At 71.3% G+C, this 20,330-nt stretch carries 19 protein-coding genes; 10 read left to right on the forward strand and 9 right to left on the reverse strand.

All coding sequences use genetic code 11. The features are described from left to right. Nucleotides 1-56: 56 nt before the first annotated feature. Nucleotides 57-551, reverse strand: coding sequence for an Lrp/AsnC family transcriptional regulator (locus ACWENQ_RS42230; protein ID WP_354920180.1), 495 nt, complete (start codon nucleotides 549-551; stop codon nucleotides 57-59). Between the two features lie 181 nt (nucleotides 552-732). Here ACWENQ_RS42230 and ACWENQ_RS42235 point away from each other — a divergent pair, with 181 nt between their 5' ends. The 7 genes from ACWENQ_RS42235 to ACWENQ_RS42265 all read left to right on the forward strand — a co-directional run bounded on the left by ACWENQ_RS42235 (nucleotide 733) and on the right by ACWENQ_RS42265 (nucleotide 8,820). After that, nucleotides 733-2,166 (forward strand): gamma-aminobutyraldehyde dehydrogenase, encoded by a 1,434-nt coding sequence (locus ACWENQ_RS42235; protein WP_449929496.1) that lies wholly within the window; start codon nucleotides 733-735, stop codon nucleotides 2,164-2,166. Between the two features lie 29 nt (nucleotides 2,167-2,195). Next, nucleotides 2,196-3,260, forward strand: a complete 1,065-nt coding sequence (locus ACWENQ_RS42240; RefSeq protein ID WP_354920186.1) for an ABC transporter ATP-binding protein — start codon at nucleotides 2,196-2,198, stop codon at nucleotides 3,258-3,260. A gap of 10 nt (nucleotides 3,261-3,270) precedes the next feature. Beyond that, nucleotides 3,271-4,503: an ABC transporter substrate-binding protein gene (locus ACWENQ_RS42245; protein WP_449929494.1), complete on the forward strand. Its 1,233-nt coding sequence runs from the start codon at nucleotides 3,271-3,273 to the stop codon at nucleotides 4,501-4,503. A 4-nt stretch (nucleotides 4,504-4,507) separates the two neighbouring features. Further along, nucleotides 4,508-5,359, forward strand: a complete 852-nt coding sequence (locus ACWENQ_RS42250) for an ABC transporter permease (RefSeq protein WP_354920192.1) — start codon at nucleotides 4,508-4,510, stop codon at nucleotides 5,357-5,359. Next, nucleotides 5,356-6,141 carry an ABC transporter permease gene (locus tag ACWENQ_RS42255; protein WP_449929492.1) on the forward strand — a complete coding sequence of 262 codons (786 nt, stop codon included), beginning with the start codon at nucleotides 5,356-5,358 and terminating at the stop codon, nucleotides 6,139-6,141. Before ACWENQ_RS42250 ends, ACWENQ_RS42255 begins: the two co-directional genes overlap by 4 nt. A gap of 275 nt (nucleotides 6,142-6,416) precedes the next feature. Next, entirely contained in the window at nucleotides 6,417-7,811 is a 1,395-nt protein-coding gene (locus ACWENQ_RS42260; RefSeq protein ID WP_449929582.1) for an NAD(P)/FAD-dependent oxidoreductase, read from the forward strand. A gap of 154 nt (nucleotides 7,812-7,965) precedes the next feature. After that, complete coding sequence (locus ACWENQ_RS42265; protein WP_354920197.1) at nucleotides 7,966-8,820, forward strand: alpha/beta hydrolase; 855 nt, start codon at nucleotides 7,966-7,968, stop codon at nucleotides 8,818-8,820. Here ACWENQ_RS42265 and ACWENQ_RS42270 read toward each other — a convergent pair. Beyond that, a complete protein-coding gene (locus ACWENQ_RS42270) occupies nucleotides 8,801-9,742 on the reverse strand; it encodes an alpha/beta hydrolase (RefSeq protein ID WP_354920200.1) in 942 nt (313 codons plus the stop codon). The genes ACWENQ_RS42265 and ACWENQ_RS42270 overlap by 20 nt on opposite strands. A gap of 152 nt (nucleotides 9,743-9,894) precedes the next feature. Between ACWENQ_RS42270 and ACWENQ_RS42275 the strand changes: the two genes are divergently transcribed. The 3 genes from ACWENQ_RS42275 to ACWENQ_RS42285 all read left to right on the forward strand — a co-directional run bounded on the left by ACWENQ_RS42275 (nucleotide 9,895) and on the right by ACWENQ_RS42285 (nucleotide 11,731). Continuing rightward, entirely contained in the window at nucleotides 9,895-11,118 is a 1,224-nt protein-coding gene (locus ACWENQ_RS42275) for an MFS transporter (protein ID WP_452419328.1), read from the forward strand. Between the two features lie 69 nt (nucleotides 11,119-11,187). Then, a complete protein-coding gene (locus ACWENQ_RS42280) occupies nucleotides 11,188-11,418 on the forward strand; it encodes a hypothetical protein (protein WP_449929488.1) in 231 nt (76 codons plus the stop codon). Further along, a complete protein-coding gene (locus ACWENQ_RS42285; protein ID WP_449929486.1) occupies nucleotides 11,408-11,731 on the forward strand; it encodes a type II toxin-antitoxin system PemK/MazF family toxin in 324 nt (107 codons plus the stop codon). Before ACWENQ_RS42280 ends, ACWENQ_RS42285 begins: the two co-directional genes overlap by 11 nt. On the opposite strand, the gene ACWENQ_RS42290 is transcribed toward ACWENQ_RS42285, so the two are convergent. Genes ACWENQ_RS42290 through ACWENQ_RS42320 form a run of 7 tightly spaced genes read right to left on the reverse strand, consistent with a single transcriptional unit; the run spans nucleotide 11,732 to nucleotide 20,312 of the window. Next, nucleotides 11,732-13,219, reverse strand: coding sequence for an MFS transporter (locus ACWENQ_RS42290; protein ID WP_452419329.1), 1,488 nt, complete (start codon nucleotides 13,217-13,219; stop codon nucleotides 11,732-11,734). A gap of 30 nt (nucleotides 13,220-13,249) precedes the next feature. After that, nucleotides 13,250-16,132, reverse strand: coding sequence for a BTAD domain-containing putative transcriptional regulator (locus tag ACWENQ_RS42295; protein ID WP_452419330.1), 2,883 nt, complete (start codon nucleotides 16,130-16,132; stop codon nucleotides 13,250-13,252). A gap of 8 nt (nucleotides 16,133-16,140) precedes the next feature. Beyond that, nucleotides 16,141-16,872 (reverse strand): isocitrate lyase/PEP mutase family protein, encoded by a 732-nt coding sequence (locus tag ACWENQ_RS42300; protein WP_449929480.1) that lies wholly within the window; start codon nucleotides 16,870-16,872, stop codon nucleotides 16,141-16,143. Next, nucleotides 16,869-17,651: a hypothetical protein gene (locus tag ACWENQ_RS42305; protein WP_452419331.1), complete on the reverse strand. Its 783-nt coding sequence runs from the start codon at nucleotides 17,649-17,651 to the stop codon at nucleotides 16,869-16,871. Before ACWENQ_RS42305 ends, ACWENQ_RS42300 begins: the two co-directional genes overlap by 4 nt. Before the next feature lie 21 nt (nucleotides 17,652-17,672). Then, nucleotides 17,673-18,377 carry an ArsR/SmtB family transcription factor gene (locus ACWENQ_RS42310; protein WP_452419332.1) on the reverse strand — a complete coding sequence of 235 codons (705 nt, stop codon included), beginning with the start codon at nucleotides 18,375-18,377 and terminating at the stop codon, nucleotides 17,673-17,675. A gap of 43 nt (nucleotides 18,378-18,420) precedes the next feature. After that, nucleotides 18,421-19,101 (reverse strand): DUF998 domain-containing protein, encoded by a 681-nt coding sequence (locus ACWENQ_RS42315; RefSeq protein ID WP_452419333.1) that lies wholly within the window; start codon nucleotides 19,099-19,101, stop codon nucleotides 18,421-18,423. After that, nucleotides 19,098-20,312 (reverse strand): glycosyltransferase, encoded by a 1,215-nt coding sequence (locus ACWENQ_RS42320; protein ID WP_452419334.1) that lies wholly within the window; start codon nucleotides 20,310-20,312, stop codon nucleotides 19,098-19,100. Before ACWENQ_RS42320 ends, ACWENQ_RS42315 begins: the two co-directional genes overlap by 4 nt. Between the last annotated feature and the right edge of the window lie 18 nt (nucleotides 20,313-20,330).

Here is a 20,330-nt window from a genome sequence, read left to right on the forward strand (position 1 = left end):
CGTGCGGAAACCGACACGGCGCGTTGACGCTGCGTGCCGGAAAAAGGGGAAAAGATTTACCGAGTGCCCCACGAGTAGGTCTGCTTGCGCAGTTTGAGGTACACGAACGACTCCGTGGCGCGGACTGCCGGGATCGCGCGGATTTTGCCGAGAATCTCCAACAGGTGACGGTCGCCCTCGCACACCACCTCGACGATCACGTCGAAGGAGCCCGCGGTCAGCACCACGTAGTCGATCTCCTCGATCGAGGCGAGCTCGTCGGCGACGCTGTCGAGGTCGCCCTCGCAGTTGATGCCGATCATCGCCTGGCGGGGGAAGCCGAGCGTCAGCGGGTCGGTGACGGCGACGATCTGCATGACCCCGTCGGTCTGCAGGCGCTGCACCCGCTGGCGTACCGCGGCTTCCGACAGCCCGACCGCCTTGCCGATCGCCGCGTACGGCTTGCGCCCGTCCTCCTGCAACTCTTCGATGATGCGCTTGGACAGGTCGTCGAGCACGACCTGGGCGGGCCTGCCGTCGCCGTCTCTGCGCGCCTTGGGCGGGGTCGTCATGTGGCAATCCCTCCTGTGCCGCACAGCCCTCGTGGGGTCCTGGTGCGACATGTTGTCAGTTCTGGGCGCACTGTCAAGCGAATTCGTAGCAATTTGATATCTTCGCGACGAAATCCCTTGTCCTGATGCTGACGCTCTGTCAGAGTCGCGACAACTCAGCCACCTCACCAGGAGGTCAACGTTGACCACCCGTCTGCAGAACTTCATCAACGGTGAGTTCGTGGATGCCAAGAGCGGCCGATTCTCGGACGTCATCGACCCGTGCACCGGAGAAACCTACGCACAGGCGCCCGTCTCCGGGCAGGAGGACGTCGACGCTGCCTACGCCGCCGCGGCCGCCGCGTTCGAATCGTGGGGGCGGACGACGCCGGGCGAGCGCGCCGGGCTGCTGCTGAAGGTCGCCGACGCGATCGAGGCGCGGGCCGACGAGATCAACGAGGCCGAGTGCCTCAACACCGGCAAGCCCCGAGCTCGCATGGCCGAGGACGAGACTCCGGTCGCCGCCGACCACTTCCGCTTCTTCGCGGGAGCGGCGCGCACGCTGGAGGGCCCCACGGCCGGTGAGTTCCTCGCCGACCACACCAGTGTCATCCGGCACGAGCCGATCGGTGTCGTCGGCCAGGTCACGCCCTGGAACTACCCGATGATGATGGCGGTCTGGAAGATCGCCCCCGCGCTCGCCGCGGGCAACACGATCGTGCTCAAGCCGTCGGACACCACGCCCGCCTCGACGCTCAAGCTCGCCGAGATCATCGGCAGCGTGCTGCCTCCCGGCGTCTTCAACGTCGTCACCGGCGACCGCGAGACCGGCGCCCTGGTCGTCGGCCACCCGACGGCCGCGATGGTCGCCATCACCGGCTCGGTCGGCGCGGGCATGGCCGTCGCCAAGAGCGCGGCCGAGGACCTCAAGCGCGTGCACCTCGAGCTGGGCGGCAAGGCGCCCGTCGTGGTGTTCGAGGACGTCAAGGACCTCAAGGCGGCCGCCGAGTCGATCGCCACCGCCGGTTTCTACAACGCGGGCCAGGACTGCACCGCGGCCTGCCGCGTGCTGGTCCACGAGAGCGTGCACGACGAGTTCGTCGCCGCCCTCACCGAGGCCGCGGCCGGGACCGTCACCGGCGACCTGTCCGACGAGGAGGCGCTGTACGGCCCGCTCAACAACGAGAACCAGCTGACCAAGGTCTCCGGGTTCTTCGAGCGGCTGCCCGCGCACGCCAAGGTCCTGACCGGCGGCCACCGGGTCGGCGACAAGGGCTACTTCTTCGCGCCGACCGTCGTCGACGGCCTCCAGCAGGACGACGAGATGGTCCAGAACGAGGTCTTCGGACCCGTGATCACCGTCCAGACCTTCACCGACGAGGCCGACGCCCTGGCCAAGGCCAACGGCGTGCAGTACGGCCTGTCGGGCTCGGTGTGGACGTCCGACCACGGCCGCGCCATGCGGATGTCCAACAGGCTCGACTTCGGCGTGGTGTGGGTCAACACCCACATCCCGTTCGTCTCCGAAATGCCGCACGGCGGCTTCAAGCACTCGGGTTACGGCAAGGACCTGTCGGTCTTCGGCCTCCACGACTACACCCGGGTCAAGCACGTCATGCACTACATCGGCGAATAGCTCCGACACAGAGTGGGATAAATCCTGGTATGACCAGCGCTATCGACCTTGAGGACGTGATCAAGGAGTACCTCTCGCATGGCGAGGTCGTCCAGGCGGTGAAGGGCGTCTCGCTCTCCATCGCCGAGGGGGAGTTCTTCTCCCTCCTCGGCCCCTCCGGGTGCGGCAAGACGACCACCATGCGGATGATCGCCGGCTTCGAGGAGCCTACGCGCGGCACGGTCAAGCTCCACGGCCAGAACGTCACCGACGTTCCGCCCAACAAGCGCGACGTCAACATGGTGTTCCAGTCCTACGCCCTGTTCCCGCACATGAACGTGTGGGACAACGTGGCCTTCGGACTCAAGCAGAAGAAGACCCCCGACGCGGAGATCAAGCGCCGCGTCGGGGAGATCCTGGACATCGTCGACCTGACCGGTCGCGAGAAGCGCAGGCCACGCGAGATGTCCGGCGGCCAGCAGCAGCGCGTCGCGCTGGCCAGGGCTCTGGTGAACAACCCCAGGGCCCTGCTGCTGGACGAGCCGCTGGGCGCGCTCGACCTGAAGCTGCGCCAGGCCATGCAGATCGAGCTGAAGCGCATCCAGCGTGAGGTCGGCATCACGTTCGTCTACGTGACGCACGACCAGAGCGAGGCCCTCACGATGAGCGACCGCATCGCCGTCATGAACGACGGTCTGGTCGAGCAGCTCGCCGGGCCCCGCGAGATCTACGAGCAGCCCGCCACCGCATTCGTCGCGGGCTTCATCGGCACATCCAACCTGCTGACCGGCGCCCTCACGGGGGGCGTGCTGAAGGTCGCGGGAGGGCGCGTGCTGGTCCCAGGGGGGCAGGACGGGGAGGTCACGGTGACCGTCCGCCCTGAGAAGATCACGATCGACGTCGACGAGCCCAACGGCGGCCTCAGCGCCGTCCCCGGCACCGTCTCCGAGGTCGTCTACCTGGGCACCTACAACAGCTATGCGGTACGGCTGGCCGACGGCGCCGAGGTGACCGTCTTCCAGCAGAACGCGCACGACGCCTCGACCACGGCCGAACGTGGCGATGCCGTCTGGCTCTCATGGCAGCCGCAGCACTCATACGCGATTGGAAGTTGATATCCGTCTCATGGACGTCCGCACGAACCCCGCCTTCCTACGCGGCATGACCACGAGTCGCCGCGACGCACTCAAGCTCGCCGGGATGACGGCCGCCGCCATGGCCCTCGCCGCCTGTGGCGTCGAGGGCAAGAAGTCAGCCGCCGCACCGACGCAGAACGCCGCCGCCGACTTCTGGGCCGGCAAGAAGCAGAACGGCGTGCTCCGCTTCGCCAACTGGCCGCTCTACATCGACAAGGACGGCAAGAACTACCCGTCCCTGCAGATGTTCGAGAAGGACAAGGGCATCAAGGTCACCTACACCGAGGCCATCCAGGACAACGGCACGTGGTTCGGCAAGATCCAGCCGCAGCTCGCCGCGAACACCGACATCGGTTTCGACCTGATGGTCATGACCAACGGCAACCAGCTGGCCAAGGCGATGAACCTGGGCTACCTGGCTCCACTGGACCACTCCAAGCTTCCCAACTTCGCCGCCAACGCGGCGCAGAAGGTGAAGAACCCGCTCTGGGACCCGAACAACACCTACACGATCCCGTGGACGGTCGGCGTCACGGGCATCGCCTACAACCCCGAGTACGTCGACGAGGTCACCAGCATGAACGACCTCTGGAACCCGAAGTACAAGGGCAAGGTCGGCATGATGCTCGACTCGCAGGAGATCGCCAACTTCGGGATGTTCGCGCTCGGCATCGACCCTGACAAGTCGAAGGAGGCCGACTGGCGCAAGGCCGCGGCCAAGCTCCAGGAGCAGCGCGACCAGGGCCTGGTGCGCAAGTACTACGAGAACGACTACATCGAGGCGCTCGTCCGCGGTGACATCTGGATCACGATGGCCTGGTCGGGCGACATCTTCCAGCAGGTCGCCGAGGGCAAGAACCTCAAGTTCGTGGTGCCGCAGGAGGGCGCCACGATCTGGACCGACAACATGTGCATCCCGAAGACCGCCCAGAACCCGGTCGACGCGCTCACGCTGATGGACTACGTCTACCAGCCCAAGATCGCCGCGATGCTCGTGGAGTACATCAACTACATCACGCCGGTGCCCGCGACCAAGGACATCGTGCTCGCCGACGCCGCCAAGGCCACGGGCGAGGACAAGCAGGCGCTCCAGCAGGTCGCGGAGAGCCCGCTGATCTACCCGTCGGAGGCGGATCTGGCCAAGATGCGCTCCTACCTGCTGCTGGACAGCAAGACCGAGCAGCTCTTCGAGAGCATCTTCCAGCCCATCACCCAGGGCTAGCACGATGAGGCGGCTCACCCCCTACCTGCTGATCCTGCCGGGCGGGCTGTGGCTGGCGATCTTCCTGGTGGTGCCGATGGTCTTCATGGCCTCGGTGTCCACCCAGGAGGGCAACGTGGTCGACGGGTTCGCACAGACCTTCCACTTCGCCACCTACGTCGACAGCCTGGTGCAGTTCAAGACACAGTTCCTGCGCTCGGTCGGCTACGGCCTGGCCGGGACGGCGATCGCCATCGCCATGGCCTATCCCGTCGCCTACTGGATCGCCTTCAAGGGCGGGTCCAGGAAGTCGACGTACCTGCTGCTGGTGCTGCTGCCGTTCTTCGTCTCGTTCGTGCTGCGGACGGTGTCGTGGAAGTTCCTGCTGGCCGACGAGGGCATCGTGCTGCAGCCGCTGAAGGCCCTGGGCTGGTTGCCCCAGGACTTCCACGTGCTGCAGACGTCGGCCGCGGTGATCGGCGGACTGGTCTACAACTACCTGCCCTTCATGATCCTTCCGATCTACGTGGCGCTGGAGCGGGTGGACCCCCGGGTCGTGGAAGCGGCCCAGGACCTCTACGCGACCAGGACCGCCGCGTTCCGCAAGATCGTGCTGCCGCTGTCGCTGCCAGGGGTGTTCGCGGGCGTGCTGATGACCTTCGTCCCGATGACGGCCGACTACGTGAACGCGGGCATCCTGGGCGGCCCGGCCAACACGATGATCGGCAACATCATCCAGACCCAGTACCTGGTCAACAACAACTACCCGACCGCCTCGGCGCTGTCGTTCACGCTGATGGCGGCCATGCTCGTGGGCATCTTCGCCTACGCCAAGGCGCTGGGCACCGAGAACGTGCTGGAGGCGGCGGCACGATGAGAACGCGCAAACTCGCCGACCGGCTGCTGTTCGGCTACGTGTGGGTCATCATCGCGTGGCTGTTCCTGCCGATCGCCGTCATGATCGCCTTCGGCTTCAACGACACGCAGAGCAAGTCGAACGTCTCCTGGCAGGGCTTCACGCTCAAGTGGTGGGGACGGCTCGACGAGTATCCCGACCTGACCGACGCGGTGTTCAACTCGCTCCAGCTCGCGGTGCTCTCGGTGCTGATCACCACGGTGCTCGGCACGATGATCGGGCTCGCGCTGGGCCGCTACCGGTTCAAGGGGCAGGGCCCGATGAACCTGGTGATGTTCGCCGCGATCTCCTCGCCCGAGCTGGTCATGGGCGCCGCGCTGCTGTCGCTGTTCGTCAGCACCGGCGTGGACATGGGCTTCACCACCGCGCTCATCGCCCACGTGCTGTTCTCGGTGTCGTTCGTGGCCATCACCGTGCGCGCCCGCGTGGTCGGGCTCGACCCGTCCATCGAGGAGGCCGCCAGGGACCTGGGCGCCTCGTCGTGGACCACGTTCTGGCGGATCACCTTCCCGATGATCCTGCCCGGTGTGGTCGCCGGCGCGCTGCTGGCCTTCGCGCTGTCCATCGACGACTTCGTCATCACCCAGTTCACCAGCGGCGCCATGCAGACCTTCCCGCTGTGGATCTGGGGGGCCACCCGCATCGGTGTCCCGCCCCAGGTGAATATCCTGGGTACGCTCATCTTCGCGGTGGGCGTCGTGATCGCCGTCGTCAACTCGGTGACCGCGCGCCGCCGCGTCTAGGAAGTCCGTGAACCCCCGCTGTGGCGGGGGTTTCGGCATAATGCGCCTCAGGCGGTGGGGGATCGGCCCCCGCCGTCCTGCGGGACCGCGCCCGCTTTCGCGGGTCGCGGGCGGACCTGCCCGTGCGCGCCGTACGGTGGCACGCGGGCGAGACCTTGGCAAGGAACAGGGAGGCGAGATCGGATTCAGGCGGGGGGAACCCGCGCGCGATCAACTGACTGATCGGGCAATCAATTCATGTGCTGTAGTAACACTCACGTAGGGATGTGAGATTTGTGGATCCGCTGAAGGCTCTTGCTGACGCGGAGCGCAAGCCGTACTGGCTGGACACCCCGGCCAGACCCGAGCCGCTGAAACGGCTCATCGGCACCACCAAGGCCGACCTCGTCGTGGTCGGCGGCGGCTTCTCGGGGCTGTGGACCGCCCTGATGGCCAAGGAGAGGGACCCGGGCCAGGACGTGGTCCTGCTGGAGGGCCGCAGGATCGGCTGGGCGGCCAGCGGCCGCAACGGTGGGTTCTGCATGGCGACGCTGACGCACGGACTGCCCAACGGCCTCGACCGGTGGCCGCAGGACATCGACCGCCTCGAGCGCATGGGCGTCGAGAACCTCGACGAGATCGAGCGCACGCTCGAGCGCTACGACATCGACTGCTCCTTCGAGCGCACCGGCGAGCTGCACGTCGCCACCGAACCGTGGCAGCTCGACGACCTGGCAGGACACCTCGACCTCATCGAGGAGCTCGGGCTCGACTACGTCCTGATGGACCAGCAGCAGATCAGGGCGGAGGTGAACTCCCCCACCTACCTGGGAGGGCTGTGGGAGCGCCAGGGCTGCGCCATGGTCGACCCCGCCCGGCTGGCCTGGGGCCTGCGCAAGGCCTGCCTGGAGGCGGGCGTGCGCATCTACGAGCGCACCCCCGTCAGGTCGCTCGCCGACGACGGCGTCACGATGGAGCTGCGCACGCCGTACGGCACCGCGAAGGCCGGCAGGGTCGCGCTCGGCACGGGCGTCTTCCCGCCCCTGCTGAAGCGGCTCAAGCACTTCCTCGTACCGGTCTACGACTACGCCCTCATGACCGAGCCCATGTCGGAGGCCCAGCTCGCCTCCGTCGGATGGCACAACCGGCAGGGCGTCGGCGACTCGGCCAACCAGTTCCACTACTACCGGCTCACCGACGACAACCGGATCCTGTGGGGCGGCTACGACGCCGTCTACTACAACGGCGGCCAGATCAAGCCCGAGTACGAGCAGCGCGACGAGACCTTCGTCAAGCTGGCAGGGCACTTCTACGCGACCTTCCCGCAGCTGTCGGAGCTCCGCTTCACCCACCGGTGGGGCGGCGTGATCGACACCTGCAGCCGCTTCAGCGCCTTCTACGGCCAGGCGCACGGCGGCCGTCTCGCCTACGCGGTCGGCTACACCGGCATGGGCGTGGGCGCGACCAGGTTCGGCGCCAACGTGATGCTCGACCTGCTGTCAGGCGAGCGCACCGAGCGGACCGAGCTGGCGATGGTGCGGGAGAAGCCGGTCCCGTTCCCTCCCGAGCCCGTGCGGTCGGGGGTGATCCAGTTCACCCGGTGGTCGATCGCCCAGGCGGACCTGCACCAGGGGCGGCGCAACCTGTGGCTGCGGACGCTCGACAGGATGGGCCTCGGCTTCGACTCCTGACCCCGGACGCCCCTCTCTCGGCGATCGTGTGGACCCCGGCCGGCGCCCCGTGACGGCGCGCCGGTCCCGGGCTTCGGCGGGGCCTGTCCGGAAGGCCCCGGCCGAGTCCGGCGGTGCGGCCCGCGAGGTCGCCCCGGCGGGCCAGACTGAACGCATGAGAGTCGAGTTCGAGGTCGACGGCATCACGCTCGTCGGCGACATGCGCATCCCGGAGGGCGAGGGGCCGCACCCCGCCCTCGTCCTCACCGGCCCCTTCACCGGGGTGCGCGACCAGGTCACCGGCCGGTACGCGGAGCGGCTGGCCGCCCACGGCCACGTCACGCTGGCCTTCGACCACCGCAACTGGGGCGAGTCGGGCGGCCTGCCACGGCAGCACGAGGACTGGCAGGGCAAGCTGGCCGACCTCAGGGCCGCCGTGTCGCTGCTGCGGAGCAGGCCCGAGGTCGACCCCGAGCGGATCGGGGCGGTCGGGATCTGCCTCGGCGGCGGCTACGCCCTCAGGTTCGCCGCCTTCGACCCGAGGGTGAAGGCGTTCGCCGGCATCGCGGGCGCCTACAACAACCCCTACGGCAGGCACTTCGAATCGGTCCTTCCCGGCCTCACCCAGGTGCTCGAACGGCAGGACCGGGGCGGCGAGACCGAGTACCTGCCCGCCGTGGCCGAGGAGGGGGAGGCGGCCATGCCGGGCGACGAGCCGTACGCCTACTACGGCGCCACCGCCTCACCGACCTGGCGCAACCGGGTGACCGCGGCCAGCATCCGCGAGCTGGTCACCATGGACAACATGATGGGCGCCGACTTCCTGTCGCCCCGGCCCGGCCTGATCGTGCACGGTGTCATCGACAGGTTCTGCTCGCCCGAGGGCGCCGAGGAGGCCTACAAGCGGATGGGGCAGCCCAAGCGGATCGTCTGGCTGGACGCCAGGCGCCACATCGACCTCTACGACGGCGAGCCGTACGTCACCCAGGCCGTCGAGGCGACGGCGGAGTTCATGCGCGAGCACCTCTGATCCCGTGATCCGGCCCGACCGCCCGGACGAAGGCGCCCGCCTCGGCGATCGCGGCCACGCCCTCCCGCGCCAGGTCGGCGAAGACCTGGAAGGCGTGCACCTGGCCCTGCCAGATCTGCAGGCGGCACGGCACGCCCGCGCGGTCCAGGGCGGCGGCCATCAGCTCGGCGTCGGCGCGCAGCACCTCCCTCGATCCGGCCTGGATGAGGACGGGCGGCAGCACCGACAGGTCGGCGTGGGCCGGACCCCAGAGCGGGTCGGTCGGCACGATGCCCGGCCACAGCAGGTGGCTGAGCGCGGGCAGCCTGGAGACCGGCAGGTAGGGGTCCGTGCCGAGCCTGGCCGCGTGGTCGAGGTCGATGAACGGCGACAGCGCCACGATGCCGCCAGGACGGGGCAGCCCCTCGGCCACCGCGCGCAGCGGCGTGAGGAAGCTGAGGTACCCTCCGGCCGAGTCGCCCGCGACCACGATGTCATCGGCGGCATAGCCCCTGGCCAGCAGCCACCGGTAGGCCGCCACGCAGTCCTCGACCGTCTCGGTGAACGGCACGCCGGGCGGCTTGCGGTAGGCGACCGACAGCACGGGTGCTCCCGCCGCCAGGGAGAGCCTGGCGACCAGCCGCCGGTGGGTGCGCAGCCCGCACAGCACGAAGCCGCCGCCGTGGAAGTAGAGGATCACGCGGCGGGAGCGGTGGTCGACGCCCTTCGCCCGCACCCACTCCGCCGCGCACCCCAGCCCGCGCACCCTCGCCGTCCTGGTGCCGCGCGGCGGCCTGAGCACCACGGCCATCAGGTCGATCACCGCGGCGAACCGCATCAGGGCGAACGGGGTCCAGGCCAGCAGCGGGTAGACGAACAGGCGTGCCAGGAAGGGCACCAGCCGTGAGCCCAGGCTGCCGCCGGGGCGCTCTTCGAGGACCATGTATCGATGATGTGACATAAAATGACGCTTTGTCGCGTTGTTCATTGGCAGACCGCACGGCGGCCGCAGCGAGCGGTATCTACCCCGGTCGAAGCCCACCACGGCGGTGTGCCTCGCAGGGGGTTCTCCGTCATGACCTGGACGGAGACCTTGTGAAGTCCTACCTGACCGTGCTCGCCACCCCGGGAGCATGGCGGTTCCTCGTGCCCGCGCTCGTGGCTCGCCTGCCGTACGCGATGCTGCAGATCGGCATCCTGCTGCTGGTGCGGTGGTCCACCGGCTCGTACGGCGCGGCGGGCGCCGCCTCGGCCGCCGCCGCGATCGCGCAGGCCCTCGCCGGACCGCAGACGGGCCGCCTCGCCGACCGGTACGGCCAGCCGCGCGTGCTGCTCCCTCAGGTGGCCGCGCACGCCCTCGCCGTCGGCGCGCTCGTCGCGCTGGCCGCCACCGGCGCGGGCGCGCCGCTCCTGGTGCTCACCGCCGCGCTCGCCGGCGCCACCGTGCCGCAGATCGGCGCCATGGTGCGGGCCCGCTGGTCGCACCTGCTCGGCGGCTCCGGCCGGCTCGGCGCCGCCTTCGCCGTCGAGTCGATCACCGACGAGCTGACCTTCACGCTCGCGCCCGTGCTCCTGGTGCTGCTGTCCACCGGCTTCACGCCCGCCGTGGCGCTGCTGGTCTCGCTCGCGCTCATCCTCGCCGGCACCGTCGTCTTCGCCGTCACCCGCGTCGGCGCCCCCGAGCCGATGCCGGTGAGGGTCCGCTCGACCAGGGGCGTGCTGAGGCTGCGCGGCGTGGCCGTGCTCGCGCTCGGCTTCCTGGCCATGGGGTCGGTCTTCGGCAGCATGCAGGTCGGCATCACCTCCTTCACCGCCCAGCTGGGCGCGCCCGCCGTCGCCGGCCCCGTCTACGCCGCCTTCTCCGGCGCCAGCGTCGTCGGCGGCCTGCTGTACGGCGCGATCCGCTGGCGCGTCTCCGCCCCCGCCCGCCTGGTCTGGGGGCTCGGCCTGCTCGCCGTGGCGACCAGCGCCCTCCTGCTCGCCGGCACCGTGCCCCTGCTGTTCGCCGCGGCCGGCCTGGCGGGGCTGGTGATCGCGCCGGTCATCATCACCGGCTACACCATCGTCGAGCGGCTGACTCCCGCCGAGGTGCGGACGGAGGCGTTCACCTGGCTGACGGGTGCGATCGGGCTCGGCCTCGCCACCGGGGCCTCGCTCGCCGGACAGCTCGTCGACCGCTTCGGGCCGCCGGTGGCCTTCGTCGTGCCGCCCCTGATGGTGGGCGTCGTCGCCGTGCTCGTCCTGCTCCGCCTGCCCAGCCTGCGCCCCGTCCCCGGGCCCGCCACCCCGACGGCCACCACCGCCCACCCCCTGCGATAACACTCCGCACCCAAGTAGCTACGCGAATGTGTCGAACTCCTGCGGATGGGTGCGTTCTACAGTGACAATATGAGCGTGCTGACCGTTGAGATCGACTCCAAGACCGAGCGGATCCTCACACGGTTGACCTCTGGTGGGAGGTCAACGGCGGACGTGGTGAGGGAGGCGATTCGGCTGGCCGGTCACCTGCAGTGGTTGGAACAGGCCCGCGCCGACGCCGAGCGGCTGGCGGACGATCCTGAGGATCTCGCGGAGATCGAGGCCATCCGCCGCGAGTTCGGCGACGCGCATGCGTGGTGATGTCTACCGGGTGCGCGCTCCACGGGACGCCGTGGGCCACGAGCAGCGAGGTGAACGATTTGCTGTCGTCGTACAGTCCGATGCTTTTGCGCGGTTGTCCACCCTGCTCGTCGCCCCAACATCCACCAGCGCGGGCCGGGCGATCTTTCGGCCCGAGATCGACCTGAACGGCAAGAGCACGCGGGTGCTGATCGACCAGATCAGATCCGTGGACATCGCCCGTCTCGGCGATTTTGCCGGGCGGCTCGATCCAGAGGAGGTCCAGGAGGTCGACAGGGCGCTCCACGGTTTCTTGGGGTTGCTCTGCTGGTGATCACGTGTGGGACAGGACGTCGTCCGGGATGACCTTGGGGATGCCCCGGAGCGTGCGGTAGGCGGCCACGGCCAGCACGACCAGCAGGGCGCTCGTGGCGAGCGTGGTGAGCTGCAGCGCCTCCACGAAGGCGAGCTTCGCCGCCGTGATGACCGAGGGCGGCACCTGTCCCGCCACGCTCAGCGCGCCGCCGAGGCTGTCGCCGACCTGGGGCGGCAGTCCCGCGGGCACCTCCAGGTTGGCCCGGTAGGTGGCGGCCAGGATGCTGCCGAGCACGGCGATACCGAGCGAGCCGCCCAGCTCGAAGGCCGTCTCCGAGAGCGCCGCCGCCGCGCCCGCCCGCTCCTTCGGCACGGCGGCCAGGATCGTGTCGTTGGTGACGGCGAAGGTGAACCCGACGCCCAGGCCGCCGATCACCATGCCGATCAGCAGGTAGCCGAAGGTGGTGCTGGCGTCCGCCTGGCCGTAGACGGCGAAGGAGGCGGCCGAGCACAGCAGGCCGACGGCGACGACGGTGTTGCGGCCCCACCAGGTGACCAGCCTGGCGGCCAGCGCGCCGCCGACCGCGCCGCACAGGCCGCCGGGCAGGGAGGCGAGACCGGCCTGCAGCGGCGTCCAGCCCAGCACGAGCTGCATGTACTGCGCGAAGATCAGGTTGAGCGCGATCATTCCGAAGATCGCGAACAGGTTGGCGGCCACCGCGCCGGTGAACGCCCGGTGTCGGAACAGGCGCAGGTCCACCAGCGGTACGGCCAGCCGCCTCTGCCGCCGGCCGAACAGCGCGAGCCCGGCCACCGCCAGCGCGGCGGAGAGGGCGACGTTGGCCGCGAAACCGTCGATGACCCAGCTCTTGAGCGTGTACACGGCCGCCACCACGCCCACGATCGACAGCACGGCGCTGGCCGGATCGATCGCGGCGGCCCCGGGGTTGCGCGACTCGGGGAGCACCAGGAGGCCGCCGACCAGCACCAGCGCCATGACCGGCAGGTTGATGAGGAAGACCGACCCCCACCAGAACGAGGTCAGCAGCAGCCCGCCCACGATCGGGCCGAGCGCGAAGCCCGCCGCGCCCATGCCGCCCCAGATGCCCACCGCCATGGTCCGCTCGGCGGGGTCGGTGAACACGTTACGGATGATCGACAGCGTGGACGGCATGATGGTGGCCCCCGCCACGCCGAGCAGCGCCCTGGCCGCGATGAGCAGGTCGGCGTTGGGCGCGTAGGCGGTGACCGCGGAGGCGAGGCCGAAGGCGACGGAGCCGATCAGCAGCAGCTTCTTGCGGCCGATCCGGTCGCCCAGGTTGCCCATGGTGATCAGCAGGCCGGCCAGCGCGAAGCCGTACATGTCGCCGATCCACAGCTGCTGGGCGGCGGTCGGCCTCATGTCGGTGATCAGCCCTGGCAGGGCCAGGTGCAGGACGGTGAGGTCGATGGCCAGGAGCAGCTGGGCCAGGCAGACGATGGCGAGGCTTCCCCATTTGGTGTTCATGGCGGCAGCGTCGCCGCGCCCGCTGACCGCTCACGCACCGAGCGCTGACAGCGCCTCCTCGGCCATGGCGGCCAGCGGCAGGTTGGTGTCGCGGACGGTGTCGAGGACCTGGGTGTACCAGGCGCGTGCGGTGCCGGTCTCGCCCGCCGCCGCGGCCACCGCGCCCAGGCCCAGCATGATCTGCATCCTGGAGTCCGCGGCGCTGTACCAGGTGGTGGGGCACTCCTCCAGCGCCTGCTCCATCAGCGCCCTGGCCTCCCGCAGGTCGCCGCGGATCATGGCCACCCGGCCGAGGCCGAGATGCGCTCGCGCCAGCGTCTCGCGGGCGCCGGTGCGCGTGGCCAGCTCAGCCACCCGCAGGTACTGCCACTCGGCTTCCCCGAGATCCAGGTGGACGACGGCGTCGGCCCTGCGGCAGCCGTAGTCGGCCAGGTCCTCGACGGCGCCGAGCTCCTCGGCCAGCGCCTCGGCCTGCGCCGCCAGCTCGGCCGAGGCGGCGTGGTCGCCCTGCTGGAAGGCCAGGTCGGCCATGCCGGACAGCGCCAGAGTGCTGCCCCACCGCTCGCCGAGCGCGCGGAAGGCCCGCAGCGACCGCTGGAAGCAGGCCCACGCCTCGTCAGGGCGGCCGAGGTTCTGCTGCAGGTAGGCCAGCCCGGCGTGGCTCAGGCCCCGCATCCACGGAGACAGCGTCGCGACGAACTCGGCCGTCATCCTCTCGGCCATGTCGTAGTCGGCGGGCGGTCCCTGCAGCATCGGCATCATCACGTTGAGGAACTCCCGCTGGAACGGCGCGGCCCCGTCGTACCTCAGCGTTCCGATGTCCGCCTTGGTCCTGGCATCCCACGCCGCGACCAGCACGCTCATGGCGTACTCCTCGCTGGGGGAGGGGTCGACGACGGTCAGCACCTCGGCGGCCATGGCCGCGCCCTCGCTCCTCCTGCCCCTGAACCACCAGTAGCAGGCGAGGCCGCCCACCAGGCGGAGCGCGGTGCCGGTGTCGCGGACCTCGACCGACCAGCGCAGCGCGGCATGGAGGTCGTCGCGCTCCTCGTCCAGCAGGGCCAGCCACTCCAGCTGCTCGGCCCTGCGCAGGTGCGGGTCGGCGGTGACGGTCAGTTCGAGGTAGTAGGCGGCGTGCGCCCGCCTGAGCGCCTCGACCTCGCCCGCCTCGGCCAGCCGTTCGGCGCAGAACGCCCTGATCGTCTCCAGCATGCGGTAGCGGCCGTGCTCCACCTGCACCAGCGACTTCTCCACCAGGGAGGCCAGCAACTCCTCGGGCAGCCCGCACACCCGCTCGGCCGCCTCCAGCGTCGCGCCGCCGACGAACACCGTCAGCCGCCTGGCCATCGCCTGCTCGTCGGCGTCGAGGAGGTCCCAGCTCCAGGCGACCACCGCGCGCAGCGTCTGGTGCCGGGGCAGCGCCGTACGGCTGCCGCGGGCCAGCAGCCTGAACCTGTCGTCGAGCCGCGCGGCCACCTCGGCCACCGACAGCGACCGCAGCCGGGCGGCGGCCAGCTCGATCGCCAGCGCCAGCCCGTCCAGCGCCCGGCAGATGCGGACGAGCTGGTCCTCGTCCTCGACGGTGAAGCCCGGCCTGACCGCGGCGGCCCGGTCGGTGAACAGGCGGACGGCCGGGTAGTCGAGCGCCCGCGGCGCGCCCGGCGGCGGCAGGGGCAGCGGCGACACCGGGACGATCGACTCGCCGGTGATGCCGAGCGCCTCGCGGCTGGTGACCAGCAGCCGCAGGTGGGGGCAGGCGGCCAGCAGCCGGTCGGCCAGCGCGGCGGCGGCCCCGACCAGGTGCTCGCAGTTGTCGAGGACGAGCAGCAGCCTGCGCTCGGCCAGGGCGGCGACCAGCCGGGTAGCCGCGTCGGCGGGGACGCGGCCGGCGGCGTGCAGCGAGTCGCGCAGGTCGAGCGCGCTCACGACGGCTTGCGGCAGGTCGGCCGCGTCGGAGATCGGGGCCAGCTCCACGAAGCACACGTCGCGCGGGGCCGTGGCGGCCGCCTCGGTGGCCAGCCGGGTCTTGCCCGCTCCGCCCGGCCCGATCAACGTGACGAGCCTGGCCTCCTCCAGCAGCGCCTGAAGCCGCTCGAGCTCCTCGGCGCGGCCCACGAAGCTGGTCAGCTGGGCGCGCAGCCCCCGCCGCGACACGCCCGCCTCCGGCGCGCCGGGGGCCGGGCCGAGCGAGGGGTCGGCGCGCAGCACCGCGAGGTGGGCGGCGGCCAGCTCGCTGCCCGGCGCGACGCCGAGCTCGTCGTCGAGGATCCGGCGGCCCTCCTCGTAGACGGCCAGCGCCTCGGCCTGGCGGCCGCTGCCGTACAGGGCCCGCATCAGCTGGGCGCGCAGGCGTTCGCGCAGCGGGTGGGCGGCGACCAGCTCGCCCAGCTCCGCCGCGACCTCGCGATGCGATCCGAGCTCCAGCTCGGCCTGCACCCTGTCCTCGACGGCCGACAGGCGCAGCTCGGCCAGCCGCGTGGCGGTCGTCCCCGCGAACGGAGCGTCGGCCAGCGGCGCGCCCTTCCACAGCTCGAGCGCCTCCCTGAGCACCCGGGCCGCTCTCGCGGGGTCGCCCTCCCGCACGGCCGCGCGCCCGTCGGCGACCAGCAGCTCGAAGCGGTGCGCGTCGACGTCGGCCGGATCGACCGCGAGCCGGTAGCCGGCGGGATAGAACTCGATCAGATCCTTGCCGAGCGACCTGCGCAGCCGGGAGATCTGGGACTGCAGCGCGTTGGCCGCCGTCTCCGGCGGCTCGGCGCCGTAGAGGCCGTCGATTAGCTGCTCGTGGGTGACGATGCGCCCGGCCTCCACGGCCAGCAGCACCAGCAGCGCCCTGACCCTGGGCCCGCCGAGCGCGACCGGCTGCCCGTCGCCGTCGCGCACCTTGATCGGACCGAGGATCTCGAAGCGCATGCCCCCGATTATCTCGGCTCGGGCAACAGCCGCACGATGTCCGCATATGTGGGCAGGTCCGGGTCGTCCTCCAGGACGGCCAGCGCGCCCCTGAGCGCGGCCCGGTAGAGCAGGGAGCCCGTGCTGATCCTGGCCACGCCCACGTCGGCGAGCCGCTCGACGGGCGGTCCGTGGAGCACGTTGAGCGGCAGCGGCGTGCTCTCGACGATCTCGGCGATGGTGCTCAGGTCGTTCGTGCCGGGCACGAAGATCCCGTCGGCACCCGTGTCGCCGTAGGCGCGCACCCGCTCGAGGGTGTCGTCGCCGGTGGCCAGCCACAGGGTGTCGGTGCGGGCGTTGACGAACACGCCCCGGCCGGCCACCGCCTCCAGGATGCGGGTCTGCTCGCCGATCGGGCGCAGCGTGCCGTCGGCCCTGCCGTCCTCCAGGTTGACGCCCGCCACGCCCATGCTCGCCAGGACGTCGACCAGGTCGGCGACGGCGGCGGGGTCGTCGCTGAAGCCGTTCTCGATGTCCACGGTGAGGAAGACGGGCAGGTCCTTCAGCAGGTCGACCAGGTCGAGGGTCTCCGCCTTGGTGGCGGCGGCGGCGTCTGGCCTGCCGTGGACCGCGCTGACGCCGAGGCTCGTGGTGCCGATGGCGGGAAAGCCGCGGGCGGCCATGAAGGCGGCCGAGCCGTAGTCCCAGGCGTTGGGCAGGACCAGGGGCTTGCCGGGCTGGTGCAGGTCGGCGAAGGTCATCGGAACTCCATGATCGTTTCGAGGACGCCGGTGGCGATGGCCACGGCGTGGCCGGATCCGGGGCAGCGGCGGGGGCCGTGGCCGAAGGCGAGGTCGGGGGTCAGGTCGACCTCCACGAGGGCGCCCGTGGCGTCGACGCGTTTGGTGGCCCGGACCGGAGGGTCGTGGCGGAGGGTGTCGCGCAGCAGGTCGTCGGCGGCGAGAGGCTCCGGCGGCCGGGCGAGGGCGTTGCGCAGGAGGGCGGTGGTGGCGCCGTGGGCCTGCAGCAGGATGGTGATCTCCGGGATGCCGGCGACGGCGACGAGGGCGGCCACGGCCGCGTCGATCTCGGGCGTCGTCACGCCGGCCAGGTAGCCGCCGGCGACGGTGGCGACATCGGAGACGAGCGCGTCCGTGCAGGCGACGCCCAGGGCGGGGCCGAGCACCCGGGTGGGCACCCCGTGGGCGAGGACGCGATCGGCCATGTCGGTGGTCATGTCGGTGGCCTGGTACGTGGCCATGTCGGCGGCCATATCCGTGGCCTGGCCCGCGGCCGGGACGGTGAGCAGCGTCCGGGTGGTCTCGGCGGCGGCGGTGCGGAGGGCGGCGGGGTCCAGGACCGCCAGCCGGGCCTCCACCAGGGCGCGGCGCTCGGCATGTGCGGGGCCCGAGGCGAAGCGGGAGACCCGCGCGCGCAGCCAGCCCAGCGTGCCCGGCTCGGCCCCCGCCGCGACCGGTGGCGGCACGTACGACGGGTCGGACAGGACGGCGCGGACTTCCGCGTGACCGGTGATGAACATGGAACCGACCGTAGACCCCGGTCAGTTCGGCGCCGGCCGAAGCGTGCCGGCGGGGATCTCCAGCAGCGCCGACAGGCTCGCCAGGCCGTCGTCAGTGATCTTGAGCGCCCGCTGGCCGCCGATCCTGGTGACCCAGCCCGCCGCGAAGGCGTGGTGGCACAGCGCCGCCCCCGCGGTGCCCGCCAGGTGCGGGCGGCGCTCGGTCCAGTCGAGGCACGGCCTGGCCATCGGCCGCGTACGGCTGGCCTCCAGCGCGATGCCGAGCCCGGCGAACCAGTCGGCCCCCGACGGGCTCAGCGAGAAACCGGGTTCCAGCAGGCCACGGGACAGGAGCGCGTCGGTGACGGCGACGCCGAGCCGTCCGGCGAGGTGGTCGTAGCAGGTGCGGGCCCTGGCCATCGCGGCCGACGCGCTGGCCGCCCTGAGCGTGGCGGGGGCGGGGCCGGAGGCCGCGGGGGAGACGCGCGCGGCGAGGTCCTCGACGAGCTGCGCGGTGGCGGCGTCGGCCAGCCGTACGTAGCGGTGCCTGCCCTGCCGTTCCTCGGCGAGCAGCCCGCCCTGCACCATCTTGCTGAGATGCTCGCTGGCGGTGGAAGGGGCGACCTTGGCTGTCCTGGCGAGCTCGCCCGCGGTCCACGCCCGCCCGTCGAGCAGCGCCAGGCAGAACGCCGCCCTGGTCGGGTCGGCGATGAGCGCCGCGAACGCGGCGAGACCCTGAGCTGACATGCCTCTACGGTAGGCCGGTGAAGGTTCGGCGGGTGCCGAACCTTCACGCGGCTCTGGCGCGGTCGACGGCGGCCGGCCCGGCCTCGGGGGCCTTCACGGCGCCCGGCTTCCTGCCGGGCACGGGCACGGCGGCGGGAAGGCGGAAGTCGAGGTAGGCGGCCAGGCCCATCGCCACCACGAGGACGATCTCGGCCACGATCAGCGCGCGCTCCATGAGGCCGTAGTACGCGGCGCCGCCGATGAGCGGCGAGGTGAGCGTCGCCGGGTGCGCGGCGAGGTAGACCGCCAGCGTGATCACGGAGGTCACGGCCAGCGACCTGACCAGGTTCCACCGGGGGAGCGCGGCGCGCCCCCTGGCCAGGCTCCAGCCGGCGACCGGCAGGGAGGTGAACACCACCGCCGAGGCCCACCGGTGCAGCTCGCCCGACAGCGACTTGGCGGCGCCGGGGTCGGTCGGGAAGACCGCGCTCAGCATCAGGCCCGCCGCCGCGGCGATCATCAGCAGCCTGGTCGCCGCCGTGCGGGCGGGGTCGTTGACGGCCAGGCCGTAGGCGAGGAACAGGCAGCCGGAGGCCAGGGCCGTCATGCCGACCACGACCAGCGGCATCCCGCCGGGCACCAGCGCGTAGTCGCTGACCAGCGGCTGCGCGGGCAGCGCCAGGTGCGCGTGGGCCAACGCCGCCAGGCACACCACCGCCGCGACCAGGGGAGCCACCAGGATCATCGGGCGACCTCGGCGTAGATCTGCTCGAAGCGGGCCAGCGACGCCTGGTGGTCGTGGGTCAGCGCCAGCTCGCGGCTGGCCCGGCCCGCCCTGGCCCGCAGGTCGGCGTCGGCCAGCAGCGCGGTCAGATGCCCCGCCAGCTCCATCACGTCGCCCGGCTCGAACAGGTACCCGTTGTCCTCGACCAGGTGCGGCAGCGCCATCGCGTTGGCGGCGACCACCGGCAGCCCGCTGGCCATGGCCTCCAGCGTGGCGATGCTCTGCAGCTCGGCCACGCCCGGCATGGCGAAGACGTCGGCGGCGGCGAACACCTGCGGCATCGTCTCGTCGGGCACGAACCCGAGGAAGAACACCCGGTCGCCGACCCCGATCCTGCCGGCCAGCCGCTCCAGCTCGGCCCGCTGGTTGCCCTTGCCCACCAGCGCCACCTGCGCGTCGGTCTCGTTCAGGACGTATGGCAGCGCCCGCACCAGCTCGTCCAGGCGCTTCTCCTCGTCGAGCCGTCCCACGAACAGCACGGTCTCGCGGTCGGGCAGGCCGAACGCCTTGCGCGCCCACGCCTTGGGCTCGGCGTGCGGGTGGAACCTGGTCAGGTCGATCCCGCAGGAGACCGCCTCCACCTCGCGCGAGAAGCCCTGGTCGGTCAGCAGCCCCGCGGCCAGCGGCGTCGGGGTGGTGATGTGGTCGGCGCGGGAGAAGATCCGGCTGAAGTCGCGCCACGCCAGCCGGCCCGCCGACTCCCGCAGCCGGGCCGGGATGTGCGCGAACTGGAAGAGGTTGTCGGGCATGAAGTGGTTGGTCGCCACGACGGGCACGCCGTTCCTGCGCGCGGCGGCCATCGCCGCCCTGCCGACCACGAAGTGCCCCTGGGCGTGCAGCACGTCGGGCTCGATGGCCCTCACCAGGCGGTCGAGCCTGGTCGGCACCGTCACCCGCATCGTCGGGTGGACCAGCAGCGGCGCCGAGCGCAGCCGGTGCACGACCACGCCGTCCTCCACCGAGGCCTTGGCGGGGCCCTCGTCCGACTGGCAGATCACGTGGACGTCGTTGCCGCGCTCGGCCAGCCCGGTGGCCAGGCGATGGGTGAAGACGGCGGCGCCGTTGACGTCGGGCGGATAGGTGTCGGTGGAGATCAGCACGCGGCGCGGCCTGGCGGGCACGGAGGCGAGCGCCGGGCGGGTGGTCTCGGTGGAGACGAGCGGCATGGCCATGGTGGGGGACTCCTGGGA

It is taken from the genome of Nonomuraea sp. NPDC004354, assembly GCF_053602555.1.